Here is a 13769-nt window from a genome sequence, read left to right on the forward strand (position 1 = left end):
TACCTCTTCGTTCCCCACACCACCTGCGCCCTTACCGTGCAGGAGGGAGCGGACCCCGATGTGGCCCACGACCTCTTGGCCCGCCTCGAGGAGCTTGCCCCCAGGGTCCACCCCAAGGACCGGCATGGGGAGGGGAACTCCCACGCCCACCTGAAAAGCCTCCTCACCGGGGTCCACCTCCTCCTTCCCGCGGAAGGGGGGAGGCTTAGGCTTGGCCGCTGGCAACAGGTGTTCCTGGCGGAGTTTGACGGGCCCAGGATGCGGGAGGTTTGGGTGCGGCTCCTCTAGACCCAGCGCACCTCCTGCACGCTTCTCACGCCCCTTAGGGCCTGGGCCAGGGCTTCCCGTTCCCCATCCTGCACGATGAGGCGGAGGCGGATGCGGGCCATGGGGCCGAGAATCCGCGTCTCCGAGCCTAGGGCGCTTTTGCCGGCTTCGGCCACCACCTGCATCACGTCCCTCAGGAGGCCGGTGCGGTCCTGGGCCAGGACCTCGAGGGTGGCCACCTTGCCCCCCACCCCCTCCCAGTAGGCCCCGAGGACCCGGTCGGCCTCCGGTCCCTGGAGGATGCGGCGCAGGTTGGGGCAGTCCGCCCGGTGGACGGTGACCCCCCGGCCCCGGGTGACGAAGCCCAGGATGGCGTCCCCCTTCATGGGCTCGCAGCAGGAGGCCAGGCGGATGGGGGCCTGGAGGTCCTGCTCCAGGCGGATCCCCCATTCGTTCTTGGGGATGGCCTTGGGTTTTTCCGGTTTCAGGAGGGCCTTGGGGTAAAGCTTCTCCGCCACCTGTTTGGGGGTGATGCGGTTCAGGGCCAAGGCCAGGTAAAGCTCCTCGGGGGAGGGGGCGATGCCCAGCTTTTTGGCGGCCTCCTCCAGCTGGCTGTCGCTGGGCTTGGGGAGGCCGCGGCGCTTCAGGTAGCGCTCCAAGAGGTTCTGTCCCCGCTCCAAGGTTTCCTGGCGCTCCTGGGTGCGGAAGTACTGGCGGATCTTGCTCTTGGCGCTACGGGTCTTGGCGAACTCCAGCCAGTCCTTGGAGGGGTGGGCGCTTTTGCTGGTGAGGATCTCCACGATTTCCCCGTTTTGTAGCTCGTAGGAGAGGGGAACGATCCGCCCGTTCACCTTGGCCCCCACCATGTGGTGGCCCACCTCGGTGTGGATGTGGTAGGCGAAGTCCACAGGGGTGGCCCCCTTGGGCAGGTTGATGATCCGCCCCTTGGGGGTGAAGACGAAGACCCTGCCCCCCAGGAGGTCCCGGGTTACCGCCTCCACGAACTCCCGGGAGCTGCTGAACTCCTGCTGCCACTCCTGGATGCTTTTCAGCCAGGAAACCCGCCTCTTCAGCTCCTCGGGATCGGTGAGGCCTTCCTTGTAGAGCCAGTGGGCGGCGATCCCGTACTCGGCCACGCGGTGCATCTTTTGGGTGCGGATCTGCACCTCCAAGGGGAGCCCCTCCAGGGCGATGACCGTGGTGTGGAGGGACTGGTAGCCGTTGGGCTTGGGCACGGCGATGTAGTCCTTAACCCGTCCCGGGATGGGTTGCCAAAGGGCGTGGACCAGGCCCAGGACGTGGTAGCAAACCTGCTTTTCCCTTAAGGCCCTACCCTCCTCCGTGGGGGCGGGCTTGGGGTCCAGGATCACCCGCACCGCCAGGAGGTCGTAGATCTGCTCCAGGGCCTTCCCCTCCCGCTCCATCTTCTTCCAGATGGAGTAGAGGTGCTTGGGCCGGCCCGTGACCTCAAAGCCTTGCAGCTGGGCCTGGAGGAGCTCGTCCTTGCGCAAGGTTTCCTCCAGGGCGGCCATGGCCTTCTGGACGATGCGCTCCCGGGCCTCCTGGGTTTCCTGGATGCGGGAGAGAAGGGCGTGGTAGGCCTCGGGGTGGAGGTAGCGGAAGGAGAGGTCCTCCAGCTCCCATTTCAGCTGCCCCATCCCCAGGCGGTGGGCCAGGGGGGCGTAGATCTCCAAGGTTTCCTGGGCGATGCGCCTTTGCTTCTCGGGGGGCATGTGCTCCAGGGTGCGTAGGTTGTGGAGGCGGTCCGCCAGCTTCACGATGATGATGCGCACGTCCTCCGCCATGGCGATGAACATCTGGCGGAGGTCCTCGGCCCGTTTCTCCTCCCCCTCGAGGTTGGCCAGCTTGTAGAGCTTGCTGACCTTGGTCTCCCCCTCCACCAGCTTGCGCACCCCGGGGCCAAAGCGCCTTTCCAGCTCCTCGGGGGCCACCCCGCAGTCCTCCAGGGTGTCGTGGAGGAGGCCTGCGGCCACGGTGTCCGCATCCATGCGCAAGGAGGCCAGGATCTCCGCCACCGCCACCGGGTGGGTGATGTAGGGCTCCCCGCTCTTTCGCAGCTGGCCCCGGTGGGCCTCCTCGGCGAAGAGGTAGGCCTCCCGCACCTTTTCCCGTTCCCCCGCTGGGAGGTAGTCTAGAAGGGGTTCAAGTCTTTCCCAAAGGGCCGAAGCGGTTACCACTATTCTTCAGTGTAGCACCCTCAGGAGGCGAGCTCCAGGAGGAAGGCGGAAAGGCTGGACCTTTCCAGCAAGGCCACCAGGGTGCGGCTTTTGCGCGGGGCCAGGACCAGGGCCTTCTCCCCCAGGAGGATGGCCGCAGGCCCCCGGGTCTGGCCCAGGCTTTTATCCAGCTGGTCCAGGGCCCGGACTAAGGCCTCCAGGGGTTCCCTGGGCAAGGGCAAGGCCTCCCCCAGGTAGCCCAGCACCTCCACCCCGGGAAGGCGCAAGGGGGAGAGGTCATCCTGGCCTTCGGCTGGGGATGCCTCCTTCCTTAGGGCGCTTGCCTGGGTGGGGGCCCGGCCTTGGTCAAAGACCCCCAGGAGGGCCTCCAGGTCCTCGCCCTTAATCTCCTGGAGCACGGCCTTGGCGGCTTCCCGCTCCTTTTCCAGCTCCCGGAGAAGGGCCTCCGCCTGGCCCAGGGTCTTCTCCACCTGGAGGAGGCCTTGGGGTCCTAGGCGGGGAAGCTTTTCCTGGGCGCTTTTCAGCACCGGAAGAAGAGCCTTCAGGCGGCGGCTGGTCTCGCTTCGGAAGCCCTCCACGCGGGCGTAGCTTTGGAAGAAGGCGGTGAGGCGGGTGGTGAGCTCCTCCCGCTTGGCCTCCATCCGCCGCTTTAAGGCCTCCAGGGCCCGGGCGATGGGGGTGGGGTCGGGGAGGGGCTTGCCCTTTTCCTCGGCGATGGCCCGCAAGACCCCCTCTCCTCCGAAGCCGCGGAAGCGTTCCGCCAGGGCCTGGAGGCGGCCCAGTTCCAAAAGGGCCTCCTGCCGGGCCTGGGCCTTGGCTTCCTCCAGGCTCTTTTGCAGGGCTCCCAGATCGGGAAGGCCTCCCTGGGCCAGGAGGGTTTCTGCCTCTGCCACCTTCTCCTTCAGGCCCAGGGCCAGGGCCTCGGATTTGAGGGCCTCCAGGGCCTTTTGTGCCTCCTCTAGCTTAGCCCTTAGGGCGGCCTCCTCCCCTTGGGCCTTGAGGAGCTCGGCGTACCGGGCCCGCACCTCGGAAAGCCTTTGAGGAAGGGCCTCCGGGGGGAGCGCCTGCAGTTCTTCCAGAAGCGGGCGGAAGGCCTCACCCTTCTCCTTTAGCTCCTCCACCAGGGCCTCTTTCTCCTGGAGGAGGCGCTTCTCCTCCTCCGCCTTGCGCCGGGCCTCCGCCTCCAGGCGCCTAAGCTCCCCCTCCAGGGGCAGGAGGTCGGGGTAGCCGCCCTCCTCCAGGGTTTCCTCCGCCAGCTGCAGGGCCCGTTGCAGGGGGAGCTTGGCCTCCTCGGGAAGGGAAAGGAGGCGCAGGGCCTCCTCCAGCTGGATCAGCCGGGCCCGCTTTTCCGCCCGCAGGTTTCTCTCGGCCTCCTGGAAGGCTTCCTCCAGGGCCTTTAGCTTCTCCCCCACGGGGGTGCCCGCATCCAATAGGGCCTGGACCTCGGCGAGAAGGGGGCTTACCGTGGCCCTTTCCACCAGGGGCGCATAACGGCTCAGGAGTTCCTCCAGCCTGCGCTTCTCCTCCTCCACCTCCAGGGCCAGGATCCGCTGGCTGGCCTCCTGGGATAGGGCCTCGAGGTCCACAATGAGCTCCCCTTCCAGCTGGGAGGCTTCCTCCACGGTGAGGAAGACGTCGGTGGGGTGGGAGGAAGGGGTTTCCGGGGGGGTCTCCTGGGTTTCAAAGACGATCTCCGGCAGGGTGGGGGCCTTGACGGCGCTGGACTCCAGGAACTTCCGCAGCTCCAGGGCCAGGCTCCGGGCCCGCTCCACCTCCGCCTGGGCCAGGATCCCCTCCCCCTGGGCCTGGCGAATGGTTTCCACCAGGCTCTCCAGCCGCCGCACCTTGGGCCCTCCCAGATGGCGCACCCTTTCCAGGGCTTCCTCCAGGTGGGCCAGGTCCTGGGCCTGGCGCAGGAGGGCCTCCTCCCACTTCTCCTCCAGGGCCTCTAAGAGCTCCTCCCCCTCCGCCAAAAGCCCGGGGTCCGGGGCCTGGCGCAGGCGGTTGACCAAGGCCCGTAGCCGGGCCACCTCCGGCCAGTCCACGTAAAGCCCAAAGCGCTTCAAGCCCTGTTCCAGTTTGGCCAGCCTAGTCCCTTGGCCTTCTATCTGGGCCAGCACCCCCTCCACCAACCGCCTGGCCTCCTCCGGGCGCATACGGGCCTGGAGCTCGCGGTACACCAAGCCCTTCAAGAGGTGGGCCCCATCCGCCGGGGTGAGCTCGGAAGGCCGTTTGCCCAGGCGCTTTAGCCCCTCCGCCAACACTGTCTCGGCCCGGGCGCCCAGGTGGGGATGGATGGCCTTTAGGAGGGTTCCGTACACGTCCGGCATCCTTACGCTCCCTTCTCCAGCCTAAGGGGTTCGCCGAAGTAGAGCTTCTGGTGGGGGTAGGGGATCTCTATGCCCTCCCGGTCCAGGCGGTTTTTGATGCGGCGGCGGAACTCCCGGGCCACGGCCCACTGCTCCGCGGGCTTGGTGCTGAAGAGGACCCGGATGACCACGGCGCTTTGGTCCAGGTTCTGCACCCCCAGGACCTCAGGGGGCTCGGTGAAGCGGTCCTGCCACTCTGGGTCTTGGTGGAAGCGGACCACCTCGTCCCGGAAGACCTCCAGAACCCGGTCCAGATCCTCTTTGTAGGCCACGCCCACGTCCACCACCGCCCGGCTCCACTCCTGGGTGAGGACCGTCACCTGGCGCACCTCGGAGTTGGGGATGAAGTGGACCCGGCCCTCCAGGTCGCGGAGCACGGTGATCCGCAGGTTAAAGCGCTCCACCCGTCCTCCTAGCCCGCCGATCTGGACGATGTCCCCCACCCCATACTGATCCTCCAAGAGGATGAAAAACCCGTTAATAAAGTCCCGGACCAGGTTCTGGGCGGCGAAGCTCACCGCTAGGCCCACCACCCCGGCCCCCGCCAGGAGGGCGGTGACGTTGAAGCCCAGGTTGGAAAGCAGGAAGAGCCCCCCCAGGACCAGGACGGTGATCCTAAGCACCGACTCCGCCACCACCCTCAGGGTTTTGCGCCGCACCGTTTCCCGGGTCAGCTCCCCTTCGGCCTCAGGAAGCTGGGCCAGAAGGAGGGGGATGAGCCGGTAGGCGGCAAAGGTGAGGCCCGCCACCGCCAAAATGGCCAAGCCCCGGCTTCCCAGCCACCCCACCAGGGCCTTCCCCCAGGAGGCCAAGGGCTCTAAGGGCCAGGAAAGGGTATGGGCCAGGTAGCTTAGGGCCAGCAGGACCACCACCCCCCACCAAAGGAAACCCAGGGCCTGGAAGAAGCGGTCATCCCGCCCCGTGGGGGTTAGGCGCCCTAAGGCGTTCAAGAGCTTGGCCCCATAGCGGCCCAAAAGCCAGGCCAGGAGGAGGGCCAGGGCTAGGTGTAGGGCCACCATGTGGGGAGTATATCCCAAGGGTATATTGGGGGCATGGGAGGACACGTACCGGAGCCCACCTTTACCCTCGAGGGCTGGCATATCCTCCACGACTTCCGCCACCTGGACTACCCCGCCTGGTTCTCCGCCTCAGAGGAGGAGAGGCGGACCGCCTGGGCGGAGCTTTTAGGGATCCTGAAGGAGTGGGAGGCGGTGGAGGCGGAAGGGAAGGGGTCCTTTGGCGTGTACCAGGTGGTTACCCACAAGGCCGACCTCCTCTTCCTGAACCTCAGGGAGGATTTGGAGGCCCTTTTGCAGGTGGAGGCCAGGCTCAACCGGAGCCTTTTCGCCCATTACCTAAGCCCCGCCTACGGGTTTTACTCGGTGGTGGAGCTGGGAAGCCAAACCGGCCCCCTGGACCCCGAGGCCCCTTACGTCAAACCCCGGCTCACCCCCAGGGTGCCCAAGGAGGGGTATGTCTGCTTTTACCCCATGAACAAAAGGCGAGAGGGGCAGGACAACTGGTACCTGCTCCCCGCCAAGGAGCGGGCCGAGCTCATGAAGGCCCACGGGGAAACGGGGCGCAAGTACCAGGGGAAGGTCCTGCAGGTGATCAGCGGCAGCCAGGGCCTGGACGACTGGGAATGGGGGGTGGACCTCTTCAGCCAAGACCCCATCCAGTTCAAGAAGATCGTGTACGAGATGCGCTTTGATGAGGTTTCCGCCCGCTTTGGGGAGTTTGGGCCCTTCTACGTGGGCCAGTACCTTTCCCCGGAGGCCCTGGCCCGGTTTTTAGGGGTGGAGTGATGCCGGTCCTCTGGTCCATGGGGCTTTTCCGGGTGTTGCCGGAGTTTCGCCGCCTGGAGGCCGAGGTGCAGGAGCACCTGAAGGAGGAGTTCGCGGAGCTTTTGCTCCGCTGGCAAGAACGGGAAGGGTTCCTGGCCGTCTACAGCCTGGTGGGCCTTTCCGCCGAGGCCGATTTCCTCCTTTGGCAAGGGGCCTCCCATCCCAAGGCCCTCCAGGCCTTAAGGCGGGAGCTAAACCGCACCCGGCTCATGGGGTTTGTAGAGCCCGTGGCCCTTTACCTGGACCGAGGCGAAGGGGAGCCAGGGGACGGCTTTTTGGCCCTTTTCCCCTTTGGCCTGGAGGGAACCCCGCCCGCAGGGGTGAAGGTCTTCCAGGGGGAAAACCTCCTGGCCCTGGAGGGGTCCTTTGAGGCCCTTTTCCCCCGGGTCCTGCGGGAGGGCGGTTACCTGGCCGCCCGCCGCACCCCCAGGGAAGCCTTGGATGAGCTTTAGGGCTAACGGAGCCGCTTCAGGGCCTCCTTGATGAGCTCCTGGGCCTGGGCCTGGGGCCTTTGCGCCAGGAGGTCCAGGACCACGCTCCGGGCCTGGCCCTCCTTGAACCCCAAGGCGGTGAGGGCCAGGATGGCCTCCTCCGCCCTTTGGCTTTCCACCTTCTCCCCGGTCTGGAGCTGGGGCGGCACCTTACCCTTAAGTTCTAGGGCGATGCGCTCGGCAAGCCGCTTACCCACCCCGCTGGCCGCGGTGAGGAGGCGCAGGTCCCCCTGGGCCAGGGCCTGGGCCAAAAGCCTGGGGGTGAGGGCGGAGAGGAGGGAGAGGGCCACCTTGGGCCCCACCCCGCTCACGGAAAGGAGAAGCTCAAAGAGGAGGAGGCTTTCCTCATCGGGGAAGCCATAGAGGAAAAGGCCCTCCTCCCGGGTTTGCAGGTGGGTGTGGACCGCCACCTCCTGGCCTTCCTTTAGGGTGTGGAGGAAGGTTTCGGGGGCCTGCACCCAAAACCCCACCCCCCCCACCAGGAGGAGGAAGCCCCCCTCCCCCTTTTGCACGACCGTGCCCTTCAGGTAGCGGATCATCGGCCGGAAAACCTAGGCGTTCGCTTTTCCCGGAAGGCCCTTACCCCTTCCTCGTGGTCCTGGGTGCGGCCCGCTTCCCCTTGGAGGATGGCCTCGAGGGCCAAGGCCTCCGTGAGGGAAAGCCGATAGGTTTCCAGAAGGAGCTTCTTGGTGAGGGCGTAGGCCCGGGTGGGCCCTTGGGAAAGCTCCTGGGCCAGGGCCAGGGCTTCCTCCATCAGCCTTTCCCCCGGCACCACCCGGTGCACCAGGCCCAGGGCCATGGCCTCCTGGGCGGAAAGCCTGGGAGAGAGCAGGAGGAGTTCCTGGGCCTTGGCGAGCCCCACCAGCCGGGGGAGGAGGAAGCTCATCCCCGAGTCCGGCACCAGGCCGATGCGCACGAAGGCGGTGGTGAAGGTGGCCTCCTGGGAAGCCAGGCGCAGGTCCCCCCAGAGGGCCAGGCTCAGGCCCGCCCCCGCGGCCGGCCCGTTCACCGCCACCACCAGGGGTTTTTCCAGGCCGGCCATGGCCTCCACCACCCGGTTGTAGCGGCGGAGGTGGGCCTCGTAGTCGGGCTTGCCTTCCCCAAACTCCCCCAGGTCCTGCCCGGCGGAGAAGGCCCGCCCCGCGCCGGTGAGGAGGAGGGCCCGGATTCCGGGGTCCTCCTGGGCCTCCTTTAGGGCCTGGTGGAGTTCGTCCAGCAGGGCACCGGTGAGGGCGTTCAGCTTTTCCGGCCGGTTCAGGGTGAGGAGGAGGACGTTCTCCCGTTTTTCCTTCAGGACCATGGCCCCATTGTAGCGGTCCCGGGACGCCTACACCGGCTTTTGGTGTAGCGTAGAGAGGGGCGTAAGCCCCTTTTAGGAGGTAGGATGGAGCTCACGCTGGAAAGCCAAGGCTACCTGGAGGCCCTCTACCGGGCCTATCTGGAGGACCCCCTTTCCCTGCCGGAGGAGTGGCGGCGCTACTTCTCCGCCCTCACCCTGGAGGAGGCCCGAAGGGAGACCCTGGAGGATGGCCGACGAGCCACGCCTCCTTTAGAGGTGGACCCGGCCTTCCTCCTCCGGGTGGAGCGCCTGGTCCAGGCCTATCGGGAGCTGGGCCACCTGGCGGCCCGCATAGACCCCTTGGGAAGGGAGCGGCCAAGGCCCAAGGAACTCACCCTCGAGGCCCATGGCCTTTCCCCTTCGGACCTTCCCAGGCCCCTTCCCCCAGGGTTCGGGGCGGCCACCCTGGGAAGCCTCTGGGAGAGGCTGGAGGCCATCTACCTGGGCCCGGTGGGCTTTGAGCTTGCCCACGTGGAACCCGAGGAGCGTGCCTGGCTTCTTTCCCGGATTGAGAACCCTTGGCCCACCCCCCCCAAAGAGGTGCGCCGGCGCATCCTGGAGCGCCTGATGCAGGCCAGCCTCTTTGAGGCCTTCCTGCAACGCAAGTACCTGGGGGCCAAAACCTTTAGCCTCGAGGGCCTGGAGAGCCTGGTCCCCCTTCTCCTGGAGGCGGTGGAGGAATCCGCCCGCCACGGGGTTAGGGAGGTGGTCCTGGGCATGGCCCACCGGGGGCGGCTCAACGTCCTGGCCCACGTGGTGGGCAAACCCCTTGAGCGCATCTTCCGCGAGTTTGAGGAGATCTTCCCCGAAGGCTACTCGGGGGATGTGAAGTACCACCTGGGCTTCTCCAACGACCTCACCACCCCCCACGGCAAGGTGCACGTCTCCCTCAACTTCAACCCCAGCCACCTGGAGTTCGTGAACCCCGTGACCCTGGGAAGGCTTCGGGCCAAGCAGGACCGCTTCGGGGACCGGGAGCGGAAAAGGGGCCTGGCCATCCTGGTCCACGGGGACTCGGCCTTCATCGGGGAGGGCATCGTCCAGGAAACCCTTAACCTCTCCCGGCTTCCCGGCTACCGGGTGGGGGGAACCCTCCACATCGTGGCCAACAACCAGCTGGGCTTCACCACCCTGCCCGAGGAGTACACCTCCTGCCGCTACCCCACGGACATCGCCAAGATGCTGGGGGTCCCCGTCTTCCACGTGAACGCCGAGGCCCTGGACGAGCTCTGGTTCGTCCTGGGCCTGGCCTTGGAGTACCGCCAGCGCTACGCCAAGGACGTGGTCCTGGACCTGGTGGGCTACCGCCGCCGGGGGCACAACGAAACCGACGAGCCCACCTTTACCCAAGCCCCCATGTACACCCTCATCAGCAAGAAGCCCGAGCCCTGGAAGGTCTATGGGGAAAGGCTTCTCGCCGAAGGGGTGGTGGGGGAAGGGGAGCTTAAGGCCTGGGAAGAGGCCTATCTGGCCAGGCTGGAGGGCGAGTTCGCCCGGGTCAAGGCGGAGCCAGGCCCCGTGGTGCCCCACGGGCTTTCCGGGATCTGGCAGGGGTACCTGGGGGGGCCCGATTCCGCGGTGCCCGAGGTGGAAACCGGGGTGTCCAAGGAGGCGCTAAAAGAGCTTCTCCTTCGCCTAAGCGCCGTGCCCGAGGGCTTCCAGGTGCATCCCAAGCTGAAGCGCTTCCTGGAGGCCAGGAGGGAAATGGCCGAGGAGAAACGTCCCCTGGACTGGGCGGCGGCCGAGGCCTTGGCCTTGGCCTCCGTGGCCGTGGAGGGGCATAGGGTGCGCCTTACGGGCCAGGATGCCCTGAGGGGCACCTTTACCCAGCGCCACGCCGCCCTTTACGACTACGCCACCGGCAGCCCCTACATTCCCCTGCAGCACCTGGCCGAGGGCCAGGCGGAGGTGGAGATCCACAACTCCCCCCTCTCCGAGGCCGGGGTCTTGGGCTTTGAGTACGGGTACAGCCTGGACTACCCCGAGGCCTTGGTCCTATGGGAGGCCCAGTTTGGGGACTTCGTCAACGTGGCCCAGGTCTATATTGACCAGTTCCTGGCCAGCGCCGAGGCCAAGTGGAACCGGCTTTCCGGCCTGGTCCTCCTCCTGCCCCATGGCCTCGAGGGCCAAGGCCCCGAGCATTCCTCCGCGCGGCTGGAGCGCTTCTTGCAGCTGGGGGCCAAGGACAACCTCCAGGTGGCCTACCCCACCACCCCGGCCCAGTTCTTCCACCTCCTCCGCCGCCAGGTGAAGCGCCCCATCCGCAAGCCCCTTATCGTCCTCACCCCCAAAAGCCTCCTCCGCCACCCCGAGGTGGTCTCCAGCCTGGAGGAGCTTGCCCAGGGGCGTTTCCAGAAGGTGATCCCGGAAAGGGTCAAGGGGGCGAGGAAGGTCCTTCTCACCTCGGGAAAGGTCTACTACGACCTGGTGCAGAAGCGCAGGGAGGTGGGGGCGGAGGACGTGGCCCTCATCCGGTTGGAGCTCCTCTACCCCTTCCCCGAGGCCGAGCTCAAGGAGGCCCTGGGCTTTTACCCAGGGAAAACCCCGGTAGTCTATGTCCAGGAGGAACCCGTGAACCAGGGGGCCTGGTGGTACCTCTCCGCCCGTTTTTGCGGGGAGATCTACGGCCATCCCTTCAGCGTGGTGGCCCGGCCCGAGTCCCCAAGCCCCGCGGTGGGTTCCTCCAAGGTGCACAAGCAGGAGCAGGAAGCGCTTCTTGAGGAAGCCTTCCAGTGAGGAGGTGGACGGTGCAGGAACTGAACGTGCCCTCCGTGGGCGAGTCCATTGTGGAAGTGGAGATCGGCGCTTGGCTGAAGAAGGAAGGGGAAAGCTTCGCCCAGGACGAACCCCTGGTGGAGCTCATCACCGACAAGGCCACCCTGGAGCTACCCGCCCCGTTCCCGGGTACCCTGGTCAAGGTCCTAAAGGGTACCGGGGAGACCGCCAAGGTGGGGGAGGCCATCGCCCTCCTCGAGGCCCTGGGGGCAGGGGCGGCGGCCCCGGAGCCTCGGCCTGCCACCGCCCCAGAACCCCAAGAACCCCTGGTCATGCCCGCGGCCGAGCGGGTCCTAAGGGAAGCGGGGGTATCCCCGGGGGAGGTGGTGGGCACGGGCCTGGGCGGACGCGTCCTCAAGGAGGACGTGGAGCGCTACCTGGAGGAGAGGGCCAGGCAAGCCCCACCCCAGGAGGTGCCCTCCCGGAGGCCTGAGCCCGCACCCCCTCCCGTCCAACCTCCTGCCGATCGGCCCTGGCGGGTGAGCGAGGCGGTGCCCATGAGCCCCTTGCGCCGCCGTATTGCGGAAAGGCTGCTCATGGTGCGGCAGACCACCGCCATGCTCACCACCTTCAACGAGGCGGACATGTCCGCCATCATCGCCTTAAGGAAGGAGCTGGGGGAGGCCTTCCAGAAAAAGCATGGGGTGAAGCTGGGTTTCATGAGCTTCTTCGTGAAGGCGGTGGTCCAGGCCCTGAAGGAGATCCCCGAGCTCAACGCGGAAATCCGGGATAACGCCATCCTCTACCACCGCTACTACGACATCGGCGTGGCCGTGGGGGGCGGGGAGGGGCTGGTGGTCCCGGTTCTGCGGGACGCCGACCGGCTTTCCTTCGCGGAGATCGAGCGCCAGATCGCCGACTTCGCCGAGAGGGCCCGCACCAAGAAGCTGAAGCCCGAGGAGCTCATGGGGGGCACCTTCACCATCACCAACGGCGGGGTCTACGGCTCCCTCAACTCCACCCCCCTCCTCAACCCGCCCCAGGTGGGCATCCTGGGCATGCACGCCATCCAGGAAAGGCCCGTGGCCCGGGAGGGGCAGGTGGTGGTCCGGCCCATGATGTACCTGGCCCTTTCCTACGACCACCGCCTGGTGGACGGCCGGGAGGCGGTCACCTTCCTGAGGCGGGTCAAGGAGCTGGTGGAAAACCCCGTGCGCCTTCTTCTGGAGGTCTAGCATGGGCGCCTACGACCTGTTGGTCATCGGGGCGGGGCCTGGGGGGTATGTGGCCGCCATCCGGGCCGCCCAGCTGGGGATGAGGGTGGGGGTGGTGGAGAAGGAGAAGGCCCTGGGGGGCACCTGCCTGAGGGTGGGGTGCATCCCTTCCAAGGCCCTCCTGGAGACCACGGAACGCATCTACGAGGTGAAAAAGGGCCTCATCGGGGCCAGGGTGCAGGGCCTCGAGGTGGACCTCCCAGCCCTTCTGGCCCACAAGGACCAGGTGGTGCAGGCCAACACCCAAGGGATTGCGTTCCTCTTCAAGAAAAACGGCATCGCCCGCCATCTGGGAAGGGCCCGCTTCCTTTCGGATCGCAAGGTCCTGGTGGAGGAAACGAAGGAGGAGCTATCCGCCCGCTACCTCCTCATCGCCACGGGGAGCGCTCCCCTCATCCCCCCCTGGGCGGAGGTGGATGGGGAGCGGGTGGTGACCTCCACCGAGGCCCTGGCCTTCCCCGAGGTGCCGGGCCGCCTCATCGTGGTGGGGGGTGGGGTGATCGGCCTGGAGCTTGGGGTGGTCTGGCACCGCCTGGGGGCCGAGGTGACGGTCCTGGAGTACCTGGACCGCATCCTCCCCACCATGGACGCCGAGGTCTCCCGGGCGGCGGAGAGAATCTTCCGGAAGCAGGGGCTGGATATCCGCACCGGGGTGAAGGTGGAGGCGGTGCGCCCTGAGGGGAAGGGGGCCCGGGTGGAGCTTAGTGGGGGGGAGGTCCTGGAGGCGGACCGGGTGCTCCTCGCCGTGGGCCGCAGGCCCTACACCGAGGGCCTGGACCTGGAAAGGGCAGGCCTCGCCACCGACGAGAAGGGCCGGATCCCCGTGGACCAGCACCTGAGGACCGCCGTCCCCCACATCTACGCCGTTGGGGACGTGGTGCGGGGGCCCATGCTGGCCCACAAGGCCAGCGAGGAGGGGATGGCCGCGGTGGAGCACATGGCGAAGGGTTTTGCCCACCTGGACTACCAGGCCATCCCCAGCGTGGTCTACACCCACCCGGAGGTGGCGGGGGTGGGGTACACGGAGGAGGAGCTCAAGGCCAAGGGGATCCCCTATAAGGTGGGCCGTTTCCCCTATTCCGCCTCGGGCCGGGCCCGGGCCATGGGGGAGACGGAGGGGTTGGTCAAGGTCCTGGCCCACGCCAAGACCGACCGCATCCTGGGGGTGCATGGGATCGGGGCCCGGGTGGGGGACGTTTTGGCCGAGGCCGCCCTGGCCATCTTCTTCAAGGCCAGCGCCGAGGACCTGGGCCGGGCTCCCCACGCCCACCC

Annotated in this window: 11 protein-coding genes; 6 read left to right on the plus strand and 5 right to left on the minus strand. The window is 67.1% G+C overall.

Features of this window, described 5'->3' with window-relative positions; genetic code table 11:
* Positions 1-288: secondary thiamine-phosphate synthase enzyme YjbQ (locus Q0693_RS07095; RefSeq protein ID WP_298630294.1), on the plus strand; the 288-nt coding region annotated here is incomplete at its 5' end.
* Here the strand turns inward: Q0693_RS07095 and Q0693_RS07100 are convergent.
* Genes Q0693_RS07100 through Q0693_RS07110 form a run of 3 tightly spaced genes read right to left on the minus strand, consistent with a single transcriptional unit; the run spans position 285 to position 5853 of the window.
* Positions 285-2465, minus strand: coding sequence for a bifunctional (p)ppGpp synthetase/guanosine-3',5'-bis(diphosphate) 3'-pyrophosphohydrolase (locus Q0693_RS07100; RefSeq protein ID WP_243031265.1), 2181 nt, complete (start codon positions 2463-2465; stop codon positions 285-287). The genes Q0693_RS07095 and Q0693_RS07100 overlap by 4 nt on opposite strands.
* A gap of 20 nt (positions 2466-2485) precedes the next feature.
* Entirely contained in the window at positions 2486-4795 is a 2310-nt protein-coding gene (locus Q0693_RS07105) for a hypothetical protein (protein WP_298630296.1), read from the minus strand.
* A gap of 2 nt (positions 4796-4797) precedes the next feature.
* Entirely contained in the window at positions 4798-5853 is a 1056-nt protein-coding gene (locus Q0693_RS07110; protein WP_298630298.1) for a mechanosensitive ion channel family protein, read from the minus strand.
* A gap of 33 nt (positions 5854-5886) precedes the next feature.
* On the opposite strand from Q0693_RS07110, the gene hemQ reads away from it, so the two are divergent.
* Positions 5887-6639 (plus strand): hydrogen peroxide-dependent heme synthase, encoded by a 753-nt coding sequence (gene hemQ, locus Q0693_RS07115; protein ID WP_243031269.1) that lies wholly within the window; start codon positions 5887-5889, stop codon positions 6637-6639.
* Positions 6639-7130: a chlorite dismutase family protein gene (locus Q0693_RS07120; protein WP_298630301.1), complete on the plus strand. Its 492-nt coding sequence runs from the start codon at positions 6639-6641 to the stop codon at positions 7128-7130. Before hemQ ends, Q0693_RS07120 begins: the two co-directional genes overlap by 1 nt.
* Before the next feature lie 2 nt (positions 7131-7132).
* Here Q0693_RS07120 and ruvA read toward each other — a convergent pair whose 3' ends face one another.
* Together ruvA and Q0693_RS07130 are read right to left on the minus strand one after the other, a co-directional pair.
* A complete protein-coding gene (gene ruvA, locus Q0693_RS07125; protein ID WP_298630302.1) occupies positions 7133-7708 on the minus strand; it encodes a Holliday junction branch migration protein RuvA in 576 nt (191 codons plus the stop codon).
* Complete coding sequence (locus tag Q0693_RS07130; RefSeq protein WP_298630304.1) at positions 7705-8469, minus strand: enoyl-CoA hydratase; 765 nt, start codon at positions 8467-8469, stop codon at positions 7705-7707. Before Q0693_RS07130 ends, ruvA begins: the two co-directional genes overlap by 4 nt.
* 84 nt (positions 8470-8553) lie before the next feature.
* Between Q0693_RS07130 and Q0693_RS07135 the strand changes: the two genes are divergently transcribed.
* From Q0693_RS07135 to lpdA, 3 genes are all read left to right on the plus strand, one after another.
* Positions 8554-11244 carry a 2-oxoglutarate dehydrogenase E1 component gene (locus tag Q0693_RS07135; protein WP_298630306.1) on the plus strand — a complete coding sequence of 897 codons (2691 nt, stop codon included), beginning with the start codon at positions 8554-8556 and terminating at the stop codon, positions 11242-11244.
* Between the two features lie 11 nt (positions 11245-11255).
* Complete coding sequence (odhB, locus tag Q0693_RS07140; RefSeq protein WP_298630309.1) at positions 11256-12458, plus strand: 2-oxoglutarate dehydrogenase complex dihydrolipoyllysine-residue succinyltransferase; 1203 nt, start codon at positions 11256-11258, stop codon at positions 12456-12458.
* A 1-nt stretch (position 12459) separates the two neighbouring features.
* Positions 12460-13769: dihydrolipoyl dehydrogenase (lpdA, locus tag Q0693_RS07145; RefSeq protein ID WP_298630311.1), on the plus strand; the 1310-nt coding region annotated here is incomplete at its 3' end.

The sequence above is a fragment of the uncultured Thermus sp. genome (assembly GCF_938010445.1).
Lineage (GTDB): Bacteria > Deinococcota > Deinococci > Deinococcales > Thermaceae > Thermus > Thermus altitudinis.

Excerpts from the sequence above, each read along its gene's own strand:
- Q0693_RS07105 (WP_298630296.1), bottom strand. The coding sequence starts at position 4,795 with ATGCCGGACGTGTACGGAACCCTCCTAAAGGCCATCCATCCCCACCTG.
- Q0693_RS07110 (WP_298630298.1), bottom strand. The coding sequence starts at position 5,853 with ATGGTGGCCCTACACCTAGCCCTGGCCCTCCTCCTGGCCTGGCTTTTG.
- hemQ (WP_243031269.1), top strand. The coding sequence starts at position 5,887 with ATGGGAGGACACGTACCGGAGCCCACCTTTACCCTCGAGGGCTGGCAT.
- Q0693_RS07120 (WP_298630301.1), top strand. The coding sequence starts at position 6,639 with ATGCCGGTCCTCTGGTCCATGGGGCTTTTCCGGGTGTTGCCGGAGTTT.
- ruvA (WP_298630302.1), bottom strand. The coding sequence starts at position 7,708 with ATGATCCGCTACCTGAAGGGCACGGTCGTGCAAAAGGGGGAGGGGGGC.
- Q0693_RS07130 (WP_298630304.1), bottom strand. The coding sequence starts at position 8,469 with ATGGTCCTGAAGGAAAAACGGGAGAACGTCCTCCTCCTCACCCTGAAC.
- Q0693_RS07135 (WP_298630306.1), top strand. The coding sequence starts at position 8,554 with ATGGAGCTCACGCTGGAAAGCCAAGGCTACCTGGAGGCCCTCTACCGG.